The sequence below is a fragment of the Nonomuraea jiangxiensis genome (assembly GCF_900099965.1).
GTDB lineage: Bacteria > Actinomycetota > Actinomycetes > Streptosporangiales > Streptosporangiaceae > Nonomuraea > Nonomuraea jiangxiensis.
Genome location: NZ_FNDJ01000048.1, coordinates 22,928 through 42,788 on the forward strand (window position 1 = coordinate 22,928; position 19,861 = coordinate 42,788).

The window sequence follows — 19,861 nt, forward strand, 5'->3', positions numbered from 1 at the left end:
CGACCCTAGCAACGGCCTGCCGTACCAGATGGCCTATAGAAGGCCACCCGCTGCCACCCGGAAGACAGCTGTACGCCCTGGCCGACGTCTTGGGCGTTGACCCCGGTGACCTGATGGTCGATCTGCGGAAGCAGTACGCGTACGAACAGGAAGTCGAGGCGGCTGTGGATCAGCTCGTAGCCACCGTCGAACCCCGGCTCGGCCTTCCTCCTGCCGCGCCGGATCAATGAGAGGAGACGACGAGGCTCCGATCGCGGGTGTGTGCTGCCCGAGGTGGCCCTGCGGCGTGATCGAGTTGGTCGGCGGCATCCGGTCACGCCGGTAGGCCAGGTGCGTCGCATCCGCGTAAGCGGCCGACTTATCACGCTGGCCTGTGCCGTCCAGAGTACGCGCCGTCTGCTGGCCGAGAAGGCCCCGGCACCCTCCGCTCTTGTTCCGCCGCCGCAGCCCCGACTGCGGCGCCGCCCACCTCGACGAATCGACGCGGCTCTGGACGTGCTCGACGGAGGCGACGAGCGGTATCGAAGCACGGCATTCCTCGCGCGTGTGCCTTCGGCTGGCAGTCGACACACCGCACTCAGCTGGTCCGCGCTGTCGTCGCCCAGATGCGTGCTGAAGCCGTGCGCGTCACGTGGGGGAAAGGGCGGGCACTGCGAGCATGACCTCGGTTACCGTGATGGACGTGGGCCGCCCGCCCGTACGAGCAGGCGCATGATCTGACCGGTGCTGCCGGACCTGGTGGTGTGGCGCGCCCCGGCCCGGTACGACCGTTGACGGCCCGCGGCCCAGTCGGCCACCACTCCCACCCGGAGGTTCGCCAGAGTGACGACCCGGCCCACTCCGCTGACGACCGGCGATGTGCTCAAGAAGCGCGCCCAGGACAAAGAGCGTCGGGAGCTTCGACCCAGCCGCAGCGGCAGGCCACTTGGCCGCGACGTCTACCCTCACCACGACTGACGCGCGCCCACCCTCAGCCTTCTGGGCCGGCTGGCAGCTGCTCACCGCGTTGAGCGCCAGCCTGGACTTCTCGGTCGGTGCCGCCGGCCTGACGGTCGCGTTGCGGGGCGTCGAGAGCTTCACGAGCTGGTGGACCACTTGCCTCATCTGGAGCGGTCTGAGCGTGCTGGTCTTCCTCGCGGCCGCCGCCACCGTGCCGCCGTTGCCGTCGCAGAACGCGGTGTCGGTACGGGAGGTCTTCGGGCTGCCGCTCAGGAACGTGCCGCTGCCGCTGGTGTTGTTCACCGTCGTGATGTTCGTGCTCGGGCATTTCGGGGCGTACACGTTCGTGCGGCCCTTCCTGGAGCAGAACGCGGCGGCGATGCCCGTCTTCGTCACCGTGGTGCTGATGTTCTTCGGCGCCAGGGCGCCCTCGGCAACTTCGGCGACGTCCTGGGCGTACGCAACAGGTACCAGGCCACGGCGGTGCCGCAGGCCAGGATCGCGCCGCTGATGACGAACATCGTCCTGGCCCCCAGCGCGGCCCCCACTGCGCCGGAGAAGGCCAGGGACAGCACGGACACCGTGTTCGGCACGATCGACATCAGCCCGACGAACCGGCCCATCAGGGCGTTGTCCACCTCGGACTGGGTGAGGGCGCCGATGCCCGTCTGGACGGCCACGGTCAGCAGCCCGAAGACGAAGTAGACGGCAAGCAGGCCGGCGACCGTCGTGGTCACCGCGATGCACGCGATCAGCACCCCCAGCGCCGCCATCCCGGCGAGGACCAGGCCAGGTGTCCACGACGTACGGGGTCAGCATCACGGCCATCGGCGTAAGCGCGAAGGTCAGCGCGCCGAACACCAGGAGTACCGCGCGCAGGGCAGGGGACGCGCCGACCGCGCGGAGCCCTTCCGCGACCGCCGCCCACGTCGAGCGGTGCCGCCCGGCGGGAACGGCCGGCACGTGCCGGATCGCCAGGACGAGCGCCGCCGACAACGCGAACGTGACGGCGTCGGCGGCGAACGACACCCAGTACGTGTGCATGACCGCGACGAGCACACCGGCCAACGCGGTGCCGGCCAGCTCGGCCGTCACGGTGACGGTCTGGATGAGGGAGTTGGCGCGCACCTGCTCGTCCTCGGGGACGATGACCTGCGTCAGCGCGGCACGTGCGGGCTCGAAGAAGGTGCCGGCCACGGCTTGCAGGAACGCGATCGCGTAGAGCACGGGCAGGGCGGACGAGGTCGTGGCGGCCAGTGCCAGCGCGGCGCGCAGGACGGTCCTGCACCCGTCGCTGGCGACCATGATCCAGCGCCGGTCGCCGCGATCCACGTAAGCGCCGGACAGCAGGCCGATCACGATGCCCGGCACGGCCAGGACCATGGCGAGCCGCCCACCGCCGCGACCGAGTGCGTGCGTTCGGTGATCAGCAGGATGAGGGTCAGGGAGGTGAGGGCGTCGCCGAACGTGGAAACGGCATGCGCGCCCCACAACAGGAGAAATTTCCGGTTTCTGGTGATGGTGTGGTGTGGCATCCGGGTCACTTCAAGAAAAGGGGTTACGCCAGGACGCCGTGCAGGATGAGGTTGGCCAGCCCATCGGTGGTGACGCTGGCGGCTCCCGCGTCCCAACCTCCCCCTCGGCCGAGTGCCATCACGATCGCGAGCACCAGGTTCGCGGCGGTCTCCACGGGTGTGCGCAGTGCGTCGGCGTCACCTTCCAGCATGGCGGCGGTGGCGGCGTGCAACCGCTCGTACGAGGCGGTCCTGCTCGCCGACAGCCGGGCCCGGTCCTCGTCCGACAATGATCGGTGGTCACGTGGCCGGGCCTGGCCCGCCAGGCTGACGGCGCTGACGACAGGGCCGGTGCGCTCGCCCTGGGCGCGGATGACCTCGATGAGGGCGATCAGGCGGTCGCGCAGCGGCTCGGACGGGTCGATGGCCGCCAGCTCGCCCACGACGTGACGGGGGTCGGTGACCTCGGCGAGGCAGGCGGCCAGGACTTCGTTCTTGTCGGCAAACGCCCTGAAGACGCGAGCGCATGCGCTGACAGAGCGCACACGTACAAGGAGAGCCTGACCTCCAGCTAGGCCGATGCGATGTTAAGCCGCCGAGTCGGCACTCTGCACCCTCGCACGCACACGCCGGGGGCATGGGGGCTGGTTTGTCCGACTACGACGCTTGGGATGTCATGGCACGCCGCGGGTTCGGCGTCAAGTTCGAGGCCGACCTGCACCCCCCGTGACCGCAGGGGCCGGTTCATTGAGACGAACGCCGTGGTGTCGGTGTGGGGCGGCGGCCGCGGCACCGTCGTCAAGAACGTGGGAGGCGGCCGGCTTGAGGTCCGTATGCAGGACGGCAGCGTCCAGCGGATCCACCGCAACTACCTGACCGTGCAGAAGCGGCCGGGCGGCGGCGCCCCGACGAGCCAGGCCAGCGCCAACTCGAAGGCCATGCAGCCACTCCGGTCGTCGGTGGGGTTCGGAACCACGGGCCGCCCGTACATGACTGGACGCGCCAGCACTCCGTGGTGGAAGTGGTCACCGACGACATGTCGTTCCCGCCCCTCGGTTCCGAGCCAACCCTGTCTGACCCGGTGGAACACGTGGATGTGAGCTTCAGTAACATCGGCGAGCGGCGATTACTTCACTTTCCTCGGCGCATGCCGGCGCTGATCGAGTCGTGGATGCACCTTGAGATCGACCCGGCAGACCGTTCCTGCCTGCGGATTCTCGCCGAGCGGACTCTGCTTCGGCCTGATGCGGGACGTGGATGTGCCTCAGGCGGCGTGCGACTGCAACCTCGCTGACCTGGCCAAACAGGACAGGGCAGCTTGCTGACACGTACGTCCAAGACAATAGACGCGCGGATGAGGCACCTCGCGCTCGCCGCCTGTCCATGGCATCCGGCCGGCGCCGCCGGATGGCGGAGAAAGGCAGGCATGCCCGTGGAGACGCCTCGTCCCAACGATGATCGGTTTCGCCCGCTGAGGACCGGCTTTGCCGTGATCAGGTTCGTCCTATGGCTGAGCTGGCTGATCTGGACGGTGATCGATCAGTCCACCCGCTAGCGGGTGGAACGGGCCTCCTACTGCCTGGGTTGCCCTCCTGCCGGTAGGAGGCCCGTGCCCTCTCACTTTAAGCGTTCGGCGCAGGCGCGCCTCCCGCACGTACGCGTCCGCGCCGAAGACGCCAAGGCCGCCGACAAGGTCAACCCCACGTCAGATCAGCTCGGTCTTGTAGAAGATGCTGGCCTTGCGTGCCCTCGCCACGCCCGAGGCCAGGCCGAGACACAGGCGGGGAGCGCCGGAGACGATCTGGATGCCCATGCCCTCGGGCTCGCGGTAGTCCAGGGACTTGCCGGCCACGCTGCGTGCCCGCTGGACCTGCTCGCCCGTGCGCAGGTCCAGGCAGGTGACGTAGGTGTTGCCCGGCGCGGGGTTGGCGTCGCTGTAGGCCGTGCCGGTCAGTATGTAGACGAAGCTCCCGTAGGCCGCGTACCCCTGGAAGGTGCCCAGCCCCGACGGCTGGGCCATGTCGGACAGCGGCGTGGGTGAGCCCCCCTTGACGTCCGCCAGCGTGTAGACCGCGTAGCGGAAACGGCTCCCGTCCCAGTAGCGCATGACCAGCCGGTTCGTGGAGGGGTCGATCGCGCACGTCGTGTTGTCGGAGCCCGCGATCGGCTTGTACTTGGTCAACGCCGACGACGAGGTGGTCAGCGTCTGGCCGTTGACGAACTTGAACCTGGCGAGCTTCGTGCCCCGGAAGCTCGCGCCGTCGCTCACCCCGTCCGTCTCCGTCCACAGGTAGGCCGACGTCCCCGACGGTTCGACCCCGAACTGGACACCGTGGCCGAAGCCCATCAGGTACATGTGGCCCAGGATCGTGTCGGTGAGGCTGAGCTTGGACAGGCACAGGTGACCGGCCGCGTTGGAGTCGGCGCCGTTTTTCACTTGGAGCGTGTAGATGTGACCGTTGCGGTTGTCGAAGGCGATCGACTGCAGGACGGTCTCGTCGTACAGGGCCTTCTTCCAGATCAGCGAGGTTGACGGGGCGGTCAGCTGGAACCGGCCTTCCGCGGCCTTCGCGGGCGTGGTCGCCAGCGTGGCGGTCGCCGCGACACCGGCGCCGAGCTTGAGGAGCCCTCTGCGGGAAACGCGTACATGAGAGGCCATATCTTTTGATCCCTTGTTGATAGTTGTGCCGGGGTCGCCGGGCCGAGGGCGACAGCCACGATGGGCCCTATGGCCTGCTCACTCGATGGGCCCGGTGACCTGCTCGAACCGCTTGTCAGCGGGAAGGTTGCCGAGGCCGGCCACTTTCGGGTCCGGAGCCGTCGTCCTCAGCAGCGCGACGAGGGCCTCGGCGGGCTGCCCGGCCATCGTGGAGGCCACCGTGGAACGCGCGGCGGTGGCGGCGGCCCTGGCTTCGGAGGTCACCTTGCGCGTGTGGTGCCTCCCCTGATCGGAGGCAGGCGCCACCTGGCCACGCGGCCGACGCATGGGCCGTTGTTGTACAGGGCGTACTGGGCGACGTACCGCGTTTTCGGGAAATCCCAGGATGAAGAAGTCGGGTTGGCGGTGACGCAGGGGGTTACAGGCACGGTGAGCGCGAGGAGGATCACCATGGGAATCGGCGCACGTGCGGTGCTCCGCTGACGGGGAAGACTCAGGGTATCGATCTTGAAGCTGGGGCGCCAGATCTGTCGGGATCGGGCGGTTTCGCGCTGCTCTCGTACGTTCGGCTGTTTCAGCTCGTCGCCCAGGTCGGATCTTGGATCCTGCCTCTCGCGCTGTTCGGTCGGTCGGCGGCGAGGCGGTCGAGTGCCGCCTGTGCGGGGCTGCCCGCCGGGGCGGTGTAGGTGATGAGCTGATGGTCGATCGTGCCCGGCAGGAGTGCGCAGACGTAGTCGAGGGTGAGTCTGCCGACAAGCGGGTGGTCGAACTCCTTGCGCCCGATGCCCGGCCCCTTCACGTCGTGGCGGTTCCACCAGGTGCGGAACTCCTCGCTGCGGTCCGCCAGTTCGCTGATCAGCGCTTTGGTCGCCTGGTCGTCCGGGGTCAGGCCGGTGGCGGTGCGGAGCTGGGCGATGGCGTGGCAGGCGATGGTGTCCCACTCGACGTAGTACGTCCGCGCGCGTGGGTCGCAGAACGTGAACCAGGCCAGGTTGCGGTGCGCCGGAGGGGTCGCGTCGAAGTCGATCATCAGGGCGGTCGCCATCGTGTTCCAGGCCAGCACGTCGAGCCTGCCGTTGAGGACGTACGCGGGCACCGGGTCGATGACGTCGAGGAGCCGGCGGACGCTCGCGTTCACGGGTGGCGGGGCCGCGCGGATCGGTGGGGCGGGCTCCGCGCGGGCGAGCCGGTAAAGGTGGTCCCGCTCGTCGTCGTCGAACTTCAGCGCGCGGGCCAGCGCATCGAGGACCGACGACGAGGGCCGTACGTCGCGTCCCTGTTCCAGCCGCATGTAGTAGTCGGGGCTGATCCCCGCGAGCATGGCGACCTCCGCGCGGCGCAGACCTGGCGCGCGGCGCCGCTCTGAGGTGGGCAGACCCGCGTCCTCGGGCTGAATCCGGGCGCGGCGGGTGCGGAGGAAGTGCGCCAGCTCACGAGTCGCCATGGTGACAGTCTGCCGGGCCGACGGCATCGGCGCGCCGCGGATCCTAGCCCTGCCGTGCCTAGTCCCGGCGTTCCTGGTTCTTGGTCGGCTGGTCACAAGCGGCTCCTGGTCGGCCGTGGCGCAGGCGGGCACGATCGAGGTGAACGGCTCATCCGCGAGAGGCGCTACCTGCGGCACGGCATTCGGCTCGGAGGCCGGTCGGCCGCGCCACGCACGGATGACCAACCGACTCGCGGCTCTTCTCCTGGAACTGAGAGGGAGCGCTTCGAGGACCGAAGAACCTCATCTGGACGACCGGTACCCAGTTCGACTTCTACGACCAGAACCCTGCGGTCACCACGGCCGTGGACGCCGCAGACGCCCACTTCCGCGCGACCCTGTGAACCCCGGGCGCGTCCGACCACCGTCCGAAACACAGCAATCCCAGCTGAAAGGACCTTCATGACCGCGAAAGACATGACCCGCCGATCGACGGTGGCCGGCGTGCTCGGGGCCCTCGCGCTCGGGGCGACACCGGTGACGGCCACGGCGGCCGCCGCGACCCCACGAGTACGGGACATCTCCGTGGAGGATCGGCAGGCGTTGGTGGACACGATGAACCGGTACGGCAGATTCACCGACGATCAGGACTGGGCCGGCTTGGCATCGATCCTCGCCGACACGATCGACCTCGACTTCACCTCGTTGTTCGGCGGGAATCCCGAGAAGGTGACGAGGGCCGAGCTGGTCGCGCGGTGGCGTGGCCAGAGCGAGGGCCTCGACAGCACCCAGCACCTGATCGCCGGCATCCTGCCCACGGTCAACAGGGACACGGCGACGGTCGTCGCGAACCTGGTGGCCGTACACCGGCGAGTCACCGCGACCGGCGGCCCGCTGTGGACGGTCGGCGGCACCTACCGGTTCGGCCTGCGGCGCACAGGCGGAGGATGGGTCATCGACAGCATGACGCTGCACGCGGCCTGGGTTGACGGAAACCAGGCAGTGGTGACCGGAGGGACACGGTGATCGCCTGAGGAGCCGAGGCCCACTCCCCGGCGCGTGATGGTCACGTACTGGCTCGGCGCCGCACCGATGCCCGGCGTCGGAGCAGCCGAACCTGGGGTGGGCGAGGCGGGTCGCTGCCGCGGGTCTTGTCCGCGACGGGCTGGGAGCCCACAACCACCGGAACTCGTCGCTTGTGGCGGACAGTTCGCGTACGAGTGCGGGAGCGCAGGGAAGCCCGTAACCCCGAAGACGATCGCTTGCGTCGCGACGACAGCCACCTCCCATCAACCCCACGGAGCGACCGGGAACCTCGGCCGAACGCGAGCGCCGACATACCTCAGGGGTATGCGCGCATACCAGGTCGGACTTTGCGCCCAGCCCTCCGCCGAGCGAGCCTGAAGATCGACTCTCCTTCTCGATTCCGAGATGCAGTCTGCTGTCCGGCGGCCGATCGGGCCGGTCCGGCGACGAGGAAGGACGCCGGATGGCGATGATGTTGCGACGATGTGTGTTACCGGTGGCGGCCGGGCTGATCGTGGTTCTCCTAGCCGCCGTTCTTCCGGGGTTTCCCGCCCTGGGCGACGTCCGGCGCGCGGCGCGGGTCTCCACGGGGGTCGCCGATTCGGTCGGGGTCGAGGAGGCGCAATCGGCTGCCCGCCGGGACGACCGGCGGGTGGAGGCGATGGCCCTGCGGACCGAGACCCGGCAGGTGTTCGCCAACCCGGATGGCACGTTCACCTCTGAGACCTCGGCGCTGCCCGAGCGGGTGCGGCGGGGCCAAGATTGGGTGCCGGTGGACACCACTCTCCGGAAGGAGTCCGACGGTTCGATCCGTACCGTCGCGACGCCGCTGGAGCTGGTCTTCTCCGGAGGCGGGAACGCGGCGCTGGCCCGCATCGGCGACGGCGCACGTTCGGTGGAGATGAGCTGGCCCGGCCCATTACCCGAACCGGTGCTGGACGGCAGCACCGCCACCTACCCCGAGGTGCTTCCCGGCGTGGACCTGAAGATCACCGCGTGGGTGCTCGGCTACTCGGAGGTCCTGGTCGTCAAGACCCGGGAGGCGGCGAAGAACCAGGCGCTACGCAAGCTCAGATTCGGTACGCGCGTCACCGGCGTCACGCTGCGCGAGACCGACACCGGCGGCATCGAGGCGGTCACCAGCGCAGGCACACCTGTGTTCCACTCCCCCACGCCGATGATGTGGGACTCCTCCGGCGGCGTCCGGGAGGACGTCCGCATGCAGGCGGTCTCGCCGCCGGTGGACGGCCGTCGTGCGGCGATGGGCGTCGAGGTCACCCCCGGGCAGGTCGCGGTGCTTCCCGATCCGGCGCTGCTGACGGGTTCCGAGGTCGAGTTCCCGGTGTACATCGACCCGCAGTGGTCGGGCGCGAAGCAGGCGTGGACGTACGTCGACCGCGCCTTCCCGCAGCAGGAGTACTGGAACTCCGGCCACCAGCCCGAGGCGGGCAACTACGGCGGCGGCGTCAAGCGCTCGTTCTGGCGGATGGACAGCGACAACGTCAACGGCAAGCACATCCTGAAGGCGACGTTCCGCATCACCCAGGACAAGTCGTGGGGCTGCACCTCCAGCCCGCAGGCGGTCGAGCTGTGGCTGACCGGCGGCATCTCGACCGCGACCACGTGGGCCAAGCAGCCCGCCTGGCGGGAGCGCCTGGACACCGTCGCCTCGGACGCCGGTTACAGCTCCTCCTGCCCCGACGAGAGCATCGAGTTCGACGTCACCAGCGCCGTCACCTCGGCGGCGGCCAGCGGCTGGTCGTCAACGACATTCGGCATGCGCGACGGCGACGACATCGACAGCTCCACCTACGGCTGGAAAGGGTTCCAGAACTATCCCCGCCTGGTGATCGACTACAACACCCGGCCCGCCGTACCGACCGGGATCGGCACCTCGCCCGGCACGCCGTGCGCCACCGGCGCGGGCCGGCCGTACGTGAACGCCGGCGACGCGGCGAACCGGCTGCGGCTGAAGGCGAGGATCTACGACCCGGACAAGACCAACGACCAAGTACGGGCCGAGTTCTCGTTCCGCCGCCTCAACCCGGACACACAGCAGTGGGAGGACAGAACCTCGACCCTGCCAGGCGACGGCAAGACCGGGTACGTCGCCAGCTCCCAACCCGTGGACCGGGAACTGCTGCTGCCCGTCCTGGCCAACGGCTGGACGTACTCCTACCGGGTGCGCTCCTACGACGGCACGGACGCCAGCGCGTGGACGGGGTGGTGCGAGTTCGCCGTGGACACCACGGACCCGGCGACGCTGCCGCAGGTGGCCTCGCCCGTGTATCCGCCGGACACGCCCGACGACTGGAAGGGCGGTGTCGGTTCGGCGGGGGCGTTCACCTTCACCCCGGGGACCGGGGACACCGACGTCGCCGGGTTCCGGTACGCGCTGGACGAACCGGCCCTGGCGACCCCCGCCACCCAGGTCGCGATCCCGGCGGGCCAGACCTCGGTGACGGTGCAGATCGCTCCCCGCCATGACTGGCTGAACACGCTGTACGTCTTCCCGGTGGACCGGGCGGGCAACGTCGGGCAGCGCTACGCGACCTACGACTTCTACGTGCAGGCCGGCCGCGACGCGGTGGGGCGGTGGCGGCTGGACGAGACGTCCGGCACCGGCGCCGCCGACAGTGCCGGTGCCAACCCGGTCACCCTCGCCGGCGGCGTCCGCTGGACCGGGGGGCGGGTCGGCGGGGCGCTCCAGCTCGACGGCGCCACCGTCCATGGCACCACGGCGGGGCCGGCAGTGCGCACTGACGCCGGGTTCACCGTGGCGGCCTGGGCCCGGCTGGAGAACGACGGCGTCGACTCCACCGTGCTCAGCCAGGCCGGCACCCGCGCCAGCGGTTTCCAGCTCTCCTACTCCGCCGCCGACCAGCGCTGGGTGTTCAACCGGCACGCCACCGACACCGACGACACGCAGATCGTCCGCGCCATGTCGAACACCGCGCCGCGGCTGCGGGTGTGGACCCACCTGGTCGGCGTGTACGACGCGCCCGCCCGGCAGCTCCGCCTCTACGTCAACGGGGTGCTGCAGTCCACCGCCGCCTTCACCGCCGCCCCGTGGCACGCCGCCGGTGCCTTCCAGGTCGGCCGCGTGCGCTACCAGGGCGCCTACGGCGGGCACTTCGCCGGCCGGCTCGACGACCTGCAGGTGTGGGACCGCATCCTGTCCGACCATCCCCGCACGGTGAACGACCTCGGGCTGACCAACGAGATCGCCGCGCTGGCCACCCAGCCGCCCACCCAGCTCGCCTGGTGGAAGCTCGACGAGACCGCCGGGACCGCGGCGGCCGACTCGGCCGGAACCACCCCCGCCACCCTGTCCGGCGGCGCCACCTGGACAGGTGACGGCCTCGGCGGCGGAGGGGCGCTGCGGCTCAACGGCACCGACGGTTTCGCCGGCACCGGCGCCACGCCAGTCCTGCGCACCGACCGGAGCTACGCGGTCGCCGCCTGGGTACGGCTCGCCGACCCCGGCGACGGCACGACGGTGCCCAGCCGTACGGCGACCGCGCTCAGCCAGGACGGCTCGGTGCGCAGCGCGTTCTTCCTCGGGCTGCGGAGCCACACCAAGAACGGCGTGTGGGCGCCCTACTGGTCGCTCAGCGCGGTCAGGGCGGACGTCGCGCAGGGCACCGAGTGGCTGCACGTGACGTCGGCGGAGCCGGTGGACTCCACCGCGATCGGTACGTGGGTGCACCTGGCCGCCGTCCACGACGAACCCGCCGGCCGGCTCCGGCTCTACGTCAACGGCCAGCTCGAGGACCAACTGCCCTTCGCCGGATGGCACGGCGGCGGGGGGCTGCAGATCGGCCGGGCCAAGAGCCTGGCCGGCCTGGTCGACCACTGGCCCGGCGACATCGACGACGTGCGGGTCTTCACCGGCACGCTCACCGACCGGCAGGTCGCCGACCTCGCCGCCGGCGCCACCACCGGCGCCTGACCATCGCCTGTTCCCGTATCACACCTGGTGTTCATGGAGGTTGTCGTGGTCAGTCGCAGATGGGAGCGCCACCGGGGACGGTGGGCGCGGCTCGCGGCGCCCGTCGTGCTCGTACTCGTCGCGTCGCTGCTGGGAGCCACCCCGGCCGCGGCGGGCGACCCCGCATGGGACCCCGCCGAGGTCCAATCGCAGAGATCGGTACCCGGACGCGAGACGACACCACTGCGGCCCCTGGTCGACCCGGCCGAGGCCGCCGAGGCGACGGCCCCGCCGAAGGTGACCTGGCCGGCCGCCGCCACGGCGACCGTCACCCTGGCCGGTGAGCGGTTCCGCGCGTCCGGCGAGCCGGTCCGCGCGGGCGCCCTCCCGGTCTGGGTCGGCCCGCCCGAGCAGAAGGCGGGCGAGCGTTCCGCCCAGGCCGTACCAGGTCAGGTGCGGGTGCGGGTGCTGGACGGCCAGACCGCGGCCCGCGCCGGCATCACCGGGCTCGGGCTGCAGGTGGCCGCCCCCGAGGGCGCGGGCCGCGTCTCCTTACGGCTGGACTACTCCGGCTTTCGGCACGCCTACGGCGGCGACTGGGGCAGCCGGTTACGGCTCGTACGGCTGCCCGCCTGCGCTCTCACCACCCCGCAGCAGCGGGGATGCCGGGGAGGGACCCCGCTGCCCACGGGTAACGACGTCACGGCCGGACGGCTGACCGCCGACGTGGACGCCACGGCGGAGGGCACCCTGCTCGCGGCCGAGGCGGCGCCGTCCGGCCCGGCGGGTGACTACAAGGCCACGTCCCTGTCGCCGTCGGCCACCTGGAGCGTCAGCCCGCAGACCGGCTCGTTCGCCTGGTCCTATCCGCTGCGCATCCCGCCCGCCCCCGGAGGGCCGGTCCCCACCCTCGAACTGGGCTACTCCTCCGGCAGCGTGGACGGCCGCACCGTCTCCACCAACAACCAGTCATCGTGGATCGGCGAGGGCTTCTCGTACTGGCCGGGGTTCATCGAGCGGCGCTACCGCCAGTGCGCCGACGAGGGGGTGACGCCCAAGCGGAACGACCTGTGCTACCGCTACAACAACGCGGTCATGTCGCTCAACGGGCACGCCACCGAGCTGATCCAGGACGACGACACCGGCGCGTGGCAGCCCAAGAACGACGACGGATCCCGGGTCGAACGGCTGACCGGCACCACCAACGGCGACGACAACGGCGAGCACTGGCGGGTCACCACCCCTGACGGCACCCAGTACTACTTCGGCCTCAACCGCCTGCCCGGCTGGCAGAGCGGAAGGAGCACCACCCGCTCCACCTGGACCGTCCCGGTCATGGGCGACGATTCGGGCGACCCCTGTCACGAATCGGGCGATCTATCCGGGTCCTACTGCGACCAGGCGTGGCGGTGGAACCTGGATTACGTCGTCGACCCCCGCGGCACGGTGTCCACCTTCTGGTACACCCCGGAGACCAACCACTACCGCCGCGACGTCACCTCGCTGACCGACGGCGTGCCCAACGGCACCCCTGACGACTACGTCCGAGGCGGCCACCTCGACCGCATCGACTACGGGCAGCGCTCGGACGCCATCTTCACCAGCCAGGCCCCCGGCCGCGTGCACTTCACCACCGCCGAGCGGTGCATCCCGAACGAGGACTTCGACTGCGCCGCCGCCAAGCTCACCGCCGCCAACGCGTTCCGCTGGCCGGACGTGCCCTACGACCAGATCTGCGACGCGGGACAGGAGTGCACCGACAACCACTCGCCCACCTTCTTCACCCGCAAGCGGCTCACCGGCATCCGCACCGAGGTGCACGAGAACGGCGCGTACAAGCCCGTGGACACCTGGACGCTGACCCAGCAGATGCGGGCGCCCGGCGACGGCACCTCGGCGTCGTTGTGGCTGGCGTCGATCAAGCACACCGGCCAGGTCGGCGGCTCGGCCGCGCTGCCCGAGGTCAGGTTCGGGGGCGTGCAACTCCCCAACCGGGTCGACGCCACCGAAGGGCTGCCGCCGCTCACCAAATGGCGCATCTCGGCCATCGACAACGAGACCGGCGGCAGCCTGTCGATCGGCTACTCCGGCCGTGACTGCGCGGCCGGCGACGAGCCGGACATCGACACCAACGCCCGCCGCTGCTTCCCGCAGTACTGGTCACCCGCCGGAGCGACCGAACCGGAACGCGACTGGTTCCACAAGTACGTCGTCACCCGCATCGAGGAGATCGACCGGACCGGCGGGGCACCCGCCGAGGTCACCGCCTACGACTACCTCGGCGGGGCCGCCTGGCGCCACGATGACGACGACGGCCTGACCGACGAGAAGTACAAGACGTGGTCGCAGTGGCGCGGCTACGGACGCGTCCGCGTCACCCACGGCGAAGGAGACGTACGCAGCCAGACCGAGTACCGCTACTTCCGTGGCATGGACGGCGACCGGCAGGACGACGGCGGCAAGCGCCAGGGCACCGTCACCGACTCCGAGGACGGTCAGATGGAGGATGCCGAGCACCTCCAGGGCTTCCTCCGCGAGGAGATCAACTACGACGGGCCTGGCGGTGCGATCCTTTCGGCCACCGTCAACGACCCCTGGTCACGCAAGACCGCCGAACGCGTCCGCTCCTGGGCGACCTCCACGGCCCACCTGGTCAAGACCGGCGCCACCCGGATCCGCAAGCCCCTGTCCGGCGGCGGCTGGCGGCGCACCCTCGTCGAGACCGCCTACAACGCCGACGGCCTCGCCACCCAGGTCGACGACCGGGGCGACCTGTCCGTCCCCGCCGACGACACCTGCACCCGCACCACCTACGCCCGCGACACCACCCGGTGGATGCTCTCCTACGCCTCGCGCGTCGAGACCGTCGCCAAGCCCTGCGCGCAGGACCCGGACCGTCCGGCCGACGTGATCTCCGACGTGCGCCGGCACTACGACGGCAAGGCGTGGAACACCGCCCCCAGCCGTGGCGACGTGACCAGGAGCGAGAAGCTCGCTGACTACGTCAACGGCCAGCCCAGGTACGTCACCGTCGCCACCTCCCGCTACGACTCCTACGGCAGGCCGCTGGAGACCGCCAACGCCGCCGGCCACGCCACCACCCAGACCTACACCCCCGCCACCGGCGCGGTCACCAAGGTCGTCCAGACCGACGCCCTGGGCGCCCAGACCGTCACCGAAACCGAGCCCGCCTGGGGCCAGCCGACGGCCACGGTCGACGTCAACGGCAAACGCACCGAGATGACCTACGACCCGCTCGGCCGGCTGACCGGCGTGTGGCTGCCCGGCCGCAGCCGCGCCGCCAACGCCCAGACGCCGAACCTGAGATTCGCCTACCAGATCCGCGCCGACGCGCCCACCACGGTGTCCACGTCCACCCTGCGCGACGACGGCGCCACCTACACCACCGGCTACGCCATCTACGACGGCCTGCTGCGGCCCCGCCAGACGCAGCAGCCCGCCCCCGGCGGCGGCCGGCTGGTCAACGACACCGTCTACGACGACCGTGGCCTGGCCGCCAAGACGAACCAGGACTACTACAACGAGCAACCGCCGGGCGCCACGCTGTGGACGCCGAACAGCGACGACGACGTCCCCGGCCAGCAGGTCACCACCTACAACGGCATGGAATGGCCGACCGCCGAGATCTTCCGCGTCAACGGCACCGAACGATGGCGCACGACCACCAGCTACGACGGCGAACGGGTCAGCGTCGATCCACCCGCCGGTTCCACCCCGACCACCCGGATCGCCGACGCCCGCGGCCGACTCACCGAACTGCGCCAGTACAAGGGCGAGGCTCCCACCGGCGCCTTCGACGCCACCCGCTACACCTACACGCCCGCCGGCCAGCAGGCCACCATCACTGACGCCCAGGGCAGCACCTGGACCCACCATTACGACCTGCGGGGCCGCCGGGTACGGGTGGACGACCCGAGCAAGGGCACCACCCGCATCGCCTACAACGACATCGACCAGGTCGTCACCACCACCGACGCCCGCGACAGAAGTCTGCACACCGTCTACGACGCGCTCGGCCGCAAGACCGCGGTGCACGAGGGCACCGGCGCCAGCGGGACCAAACTGGCCGAGTGGACCTACGACGTGCTGCCCGACGGCACCCGGGCGCACGGCCAGTCGGTCTCCGCCACCAGCTTCGTCAAGAACGCAAGCGGCGGTACGGACGCCTACACCACCCGGGTCATCGGCTACGACCACGCCTACCGTCCCACCGGCAGCCAGGTCGTCATCCCCGCCGCCGAAGGCAGGCTCGCCGGCACCTACACGTCGACCACCGAGTACAACTCCGACGGCAAGCCCCGCCGTACCGGGCTGCCCGCCGCCGGCGACCTGCCACAGGAAACCCTGCTGTACGGCTACGACGAACTCGGCAACCCCACCACCCTGCGCGGTCGCACCACCTACGTCACCTCCACCACCTACTCCAAGCTCGGACAGGTCCTGCAGACCATGCTGTCCGACGGCGGTAGGCGGGTAGCCCATACCAACGAGTACGAGCATGGCACCAACCGGCTGATCCGGGCACTGACGCAACGCCAGACCTCACCCGTCTCCGTCGCCGACGTCCGCTACGGCTACGACGACACCGGCAACTTGACCCGCGTCGCCGACGCCCCGGCAGGCCAGACGCCGGACGTGCAGTGCTACACCTACGACCATCTGCGGCGGCTCACCAACGCGTGGACCGGCACCGACCAGTGCGCCACCGCCCCCACCGCGGGCAACGCCGCCACCGTCGTCGGCGGCGCCGCGCCCTACTGGCAGTCGTTCGCCTACGACGTCGTCGGCAACCGGACCCGCCAGACCGTCCACGACCCGGCCGGGGACACCTCGAAAGACGCCACCGCGACCTACACCTACGCCGGACAGGACAAGCCCCAGCCGCACACCCTGACCTCGGTCTCCTACCAAGGCGGGCCACGCGACGGGCAGAGCGACGCCTACTCCTACGACGCCACCGGCAACACCGTCCAGCGCGGCGACGGCCACACCATCGACTGGGACGCCTTCGGCAAACCCGTCAAGTCGACCGACGACGGCAAGGTCAGCACGTACGTCTATGGCCTCGACGGCAACCGCCTCCTGCGCCGCGACGACACCGGCACCACCCTCGCCCTGCCCGGCATGGAGCTACGCCTGGCCAAGCAGACCGGCGCCCTCACCGCGACCCGCTACTACGCCCACGCGGGCGTCACGGTGGCGGTACGCACCGCGAGCGGGCTGACCTGGATGCGCACCGACCACCAGGGCACCGCCCAGATCGTCATCACCGCGGACGACACCCAGGCGGTCATCCGACGCCGTGCCCTGCCGTTCGGCGGCCCCCGCGGCGACGCCCCCGCGTCCTGGCCGGGCGAGCGTGGCTTCGTCGGCGGCGTCATCGACGCCGCCAGCGGTCTCATCAGCGTCGGCGCCCGCCTCTACGACCCCGCCATCGGCCGCTTCCTCTCCGTCGACCCCCTCTTCGACCAGTCGGACCCGCAGAGCTGGAACGGCTACGCCTACGCCAACAACAGCCCCGTCACCATGTCCGACGCCGACGGCCTCGACCTCTTCGACCTCGGCGGCGGCGGTGGCGGCAAGCCACCCAAGGGCGATGGCGGCAAGCCCCCCAAGGGCGACGGCGGCAGCGGTGGAGGCGGTGGCGGTGGAGGCTACTACTCCCCGCCACCCGCACCGCCCGCTGCCGCGCCGCAACAGTGCGGCTGGAGCTGCCAGATCGGCAACTTCTGGGACGAGCACCAAGACACCATCATCAGCATCACCGTCAACGTCACCGTGACGGTCGTCGTCACCGGCGCCTGCCTGGGCGCCACCGGCGGCGCGGGCAGCATCGGCTGCATGGCCCTCGGCGGCGCCGCCGGCAGCCTCGCCGAGTACGCGCTGTCCACCCCGCGTGACGAGCAGTCCCTCGGGGGCGCGCTGACCGCCACCGCCGTCGGCGCGGTCACCGGCGCGGCCGGCGGCTACCTCGGCCGGGCCGCCGCCGCCATCGCCGGTCGGCTCGCCACCACCACCGCGGGCGCGGCCGTCACGAGCGCAGCCACCCGTGCCGCCGCGAGCACCCGCAATGCCGTCGCCCGGATCACCGGCCGTGGCTCCGGCTCCAGGACCGCTTCAGGGACCGGTACGGGAACCGCCGCCACCACCCGCTCCACCGCGAGCACGCGGCCGACCTCCCGCAGCGGCGGCGGCTCCTGCCCCTCGAACAGCTTCGTCGCAGGCACCAAGGTCCGGATGGCCGACGGCACGGTGAAACCCATCGAGCGGGTCAAGGTCGGCGACAAGGTCCTCGCCACCGATCCCCGCACGAAATTCACCGCCGCCAAACCCGTCACCGCCGTCATCCTCGGTAACGGGGTCAAACACCTCATCGGCCTCACCGTGGACACCGACGGCCCCCGAGGCACGGCCACAGGGACGATCACCACCACGGACCGGCACCCCTTCTGGCTGCCCCACCAGAGCGCGTGGGTCGACGCCGAACGCCTCCGCCCGGGCATATACCTCAAGACGCACACCAGCGCAAAGGTGCGCATCGTCGCCACCACCGCCTGGACGGAGCCGGAACGCGTCTACAACCTCACAGTCGCCGACCTCCACACCTACTATGTGCTCGCCGGGGCCACACCGGTCCTCGTACACAACTCCAGTCCCTGCGACCCGCCTCTGAGGTCGCTGCACCCTCGCGGATCGCTGAACGACAGTACGCTGAGCTTCTGGCAAAATCAGGAAACCGAGGACATAGTCTTCTCCCTAAGGCCAGGGGCGTCCGAACCGCTGATCGTCAAGCCGGACGGGCTGATCATGAACGGAAACCACAGGATCGACATCTTGCGGTCGCGTGGGTACGACGTCGATTCATTGCCGCGAGAGACCTATGGCGGTCGCAGTCCCATGACAGACGAGGATTTCTGGAACATGGAGCAATGAACATCGGAGACCGAGTACGAACAGTACTGGGCTCGCCCCGAAAGGAGAAGTTCCTGCTGGCCCTGGGTCATCGTCTGGGAATCGCGGCACGCGGCGTCTTCACCGGTGACGCCTCCCAGGCGGCCCGGCAGGCGCAAGCCTGCAACGAGATGATGATCGCCATCTGGTCGCAGATGTGGGCGATGAAGACGGCAGGGCCGACCGGACATCCGGATCGCGAATTCCTCGCCATCCTCCTCGAAAAGGCCGATGCGGGGGATGCACGGCTAAATCTGCTCGATGCGCTCAACAGTGCCTTGCTCTCGATGGGCGGCGACGACCTATCGGAGCAGGAAACGGCAGGCTCATAGACTGAACCGACCGGCACCCCTTCTGGCTGCCCCACCAGAGCGCGTGGGCCGATGCCGAAGACCTCACCCCGGGCACCTACCTCCAGACGCACACCGGCGCGAAGGTGCGGATCACCGCCACCACTGCCTGGACGGAGCCGGAACGCGTCCACAACCTCACAGTCGCCGGCCTCCACACGTACTACGTGCTGGCAGGCGACCGGGCGATACTTGTACACAACGCTGACCCATGCGATGAGGCGAACAATATTGCCAATCATGCCAACGAGAGGTTCATGGAGGGCGCCCTCGACCATCGGGTCAGTGGAGTCCCTGCGAACAAGCTGGCGGACTACGTCGATGATATTCTTGAGGGAAGGCGTACTAATGTCGATAGTCGATACCGGCTGAGAGATGGGCGCTCGGCTCACTATGACAATGACACGGGTGCTGTAGTAATCGAAGATCCTAACGCTCCGCATAGCGGTACTGTATTTACTCCCCAAAGAGGGCGTGATTACTTTGACGACCTGGAGTAGTCTGTGCCGACCATCATCCGCGCTCCACTTGGAGTGATCCTTGAACTCAGTCGAGACGAGTTCTCGCTTGTCTTTCAGTTGGTCAAGGAAATAGGGCAGTCCGATTGGCTTCAAGGCCGGCTCGACTTGCTCATTGGAGACTCCGATGCACTACCCGTTCTGGCGGACCTGATTCGGACTGTTCGGCGCGAGATATTGACCTCACAATCAGGAGAAACGGGATCACTCGAAGCCGTCGAAGGTGATCCAGGCCCCACCAGTTTGCGCCTGCTGGGTGTAACGATCGCTGGAGCCGTGAGACTGGAGATGTCGCAATATTATTTCAACCTCTTGCGGCGAGGTGGTTCGGCTATCGTTAACAGCTTCAACGAGAATGAATTGCATAGCAGGACCGGATCTTCAAAAGAATACGCTCTTGCTTTCTTCGCCGGGCTCGATTAGGGGGATTTTGGAAGTCCCGCCGGATGCTTCGGCGGGTTTCGAGGGCGGGCTCCCTCCTGCTGTCCGGCAGTCCACAGGTGCGCCGAGCAGCAGGGAGCCGCGCCTC

14 protein-coding genes and 2 pseudogenes are annotated in these 19,861 nt (G+C 69.6%); 8 read left to right on the forward strand and 8 right to left on the reverse strand.

What is annotated here, in order from left to right; genetic code table 11:
• Positions 1 to 5: 5 nt before the first annotated feature.
• A complete protein-coding gene (locus BLS95_RS51535; RefSeq protein WP_090946977.1) occupies positions 6 to 227 on the reverse strand; it encodes a hypothetical protein in 222 nt (73 codons plus the stop codon).
• Positions 228 to 668: 441 nt separating this feature from the next.
• Positions 669 to 866 carry a hypothetical protein gene (locus tag BLS95_RS58755; RefSeq protein WP_143044276.1) on the reverse strand — a complete coding sequence of 66 codons (198 nt, stop codon included), beginning with the start codon at positions 864 to 866 and terminating at the stop codon, positions 669 to 671.
• Between the two features lie 140 nt (positions 867 to 1,006).
• Here BLS95_RS58755 and BLS95_RS58760 point away from each other — a divergent pair, with 140 nt between their 5' ends.
• Entirely contained in the window at positions 1,007 to 1,450 is a 444-nt protein-coding gene (locus tag BLS95_RS58760; protein ID WP_245765789.1) for an MFS transporter, read from the forward strand.
• Positions 1,450 to 1,644 (forward strand): hypothetical protein, encoded by a 195-nt coding sequence (locus tag BLS95_RS58765; RefSeq protein ID WP_245765790.1) that lies wholly within the window; start codon positions 1,450 to 1,452, stop codon positions 1,642 to 1,644. The genes BLS95_RS58760 and BLS95_RS58765 overlap by 1 nt, the downstream gene beginning before the upstream one ends.
• Before the next feature lie 153 nt (positions 1,645 to 1,797).
• Here the strand turns inward: BLS95_RS58765 and BLS95_RS60125 are convergent.
• The 6 genes and pseudogenes from BLS95_RS60125 to BLS95_RS51575 all read right to left on the reverse strand — a co-directional run.
• Positions 1,798 to 2,322: pseudogene (locus BLS95_RS60125) on the reverse strand (MFS transporter); the annotation flags it as partial.
• On the reverse strand, positions 2,295 to 2,474 hold the full coding sequence (locus BLS95_RS51550; protein WP_090946978.1) for a hypothetical protein: 180 nt from the start codon (positions 2,472 to 2,474) through the stop codon (positions 2,295 to 2,297). The pseudogene BLS95_RS60125 and the gene BLS95_RS51550, both read right to left, overlap by 28 nt.
• Before the next feature lie 23 nt (positions 2,475 to 2,497).
• Positions 2,498 to 2,998 carry a hypothetical protein gene (locus tag BLS95_RS51555; RefSeq protein ID WP_090946979.1) on the reverse strand — a complete coding sequence of 167 codons (501 nt, stop codon included), beginning with the start codon at positions 2,996 to 2,998 and terminating at the stop codon, positions 2,498 to 2,500.
• A 1,160-nt stretch (positions 2,999 to 4,158) separates the two neighbouring features.
• Entirely contained in the window at positions 4,159 to 5,112 is a 954-nt protein-coding gene (locus tag BLS95_RS51560; RefSeq protein ID WP_090946980.1) for a phage baseplate protein, read from the reverse strand.
• A 78-nt stretch (positions 5,113 to 5,190) separates the two neighbouring features.
• The gene (locus BLS95_RS51565; protein ID WP_090946981.1) at positions 5,191 to 5,376 is read right to left on the reverse strand and encodes a hypothetical protein; all 186 of its coding nucleotides are present in this window, start codon (positions 5,374 to 5,376) and stop codon (positions 5,191 to 5,193) included.
• 310 nt (positions 5,377 to 5,686) lie between these two features.
• Entirely contained in the window at positions 5,687 to 6,556 is an 870-nt protein-coding gene (locus tag BLS95_RS51575; protein WP_090946997.1) for a helix-turn-helix transcriptional regulator, read from the reverse strand.
• A 441-nt stretch (positions 6,557 to 6,997) separates the two neighbouring features.
• Between BLS95_RS51575 and BLS95_RS51580 the strand changes: the two genes are divergently transcribed.
• The 6 genes and pseudogenes from BLS95_RS51580 (at position 6,998) to BLS95_RS55195 (ending at position 19,755) form a co-directional block, all read left to right on the forward strand.
• The gene (locus tag BLS95_RS51580) at positions 6,998 to 7,561 is read left to right on the forward strand and encodes a nuclear transport factor 2 family protein (protein ID WP_090946983.1); all 564 of its coding nucleotides are present in this window, start codon (positions 6,998 to 7,000) and stop codon (positions 7,559 to 7,561) included.
• A 463-nt stretch (positions 7,562 to 8,024) separates the two neighbouring features.
• Complete coding sequence (locus tag BLS95_RS51585; RefSeq protein WP_143044277.1) at positions 8,025 to 11,513, forward strand: LamG-like jellyroll fold domain-containing protein; 3,489 nt, start codon at positions 8,025 to 8,027, stop codon at positions 11,511 to 11,513.
• Positions 11,514 to 11,558: 45 nt separating this feature from the next.
• Complete coding sequence (locus BLS95_RS51590; RefSeq protein ID WP_143044278.1) at positions 11,559 to 18,446, forward strand: polymorphic toxin-type HINT domain-containing protein; 6,888 nt, start codon at positions 11,559 to 11,561, stop codon at positions 18,444 to 18,446.
• Positions 18,443 to 18,796, forward strand: coding sequence for a hypothetical protein (locus BLS95_RS51595; protein ID WP_090946986.1), 354 nt, complete (start codon positions 18,443 to 18,445; stop codon positions 18,794 to 18,796). Before BLS95_RS51590 ends, BLS95_RS51595 begins: the two co-directional genes overlap by 4 nt.
• A 23-nt stretch (positions 18,797 to 18,819) precedes the next feature.
• Positions 18,820 to 19,314 (forward strand): annotated as a pseudogene (locus BLS95_RS60130) (polymorphic toxin-type HINT domain-containing protein); the annotation flags it as partial.
• A 3-nt stretch (positions 19,315 to 19,317) separates the two neighbouring features.
• On the forward strand, positions 19,318 to 19,755 hold the full coding sequence (locus BLS95_RS55195) for a hypothetical protein (protein WP_143044279.1): 438 nt from the start codon (positions 19,318 to 19,320) through the stop codon (positions 19,753 to 19,755).
• The last annotated feature ends 106 nt before the right edge of the window (positions 19,756 to 19,861 follow it).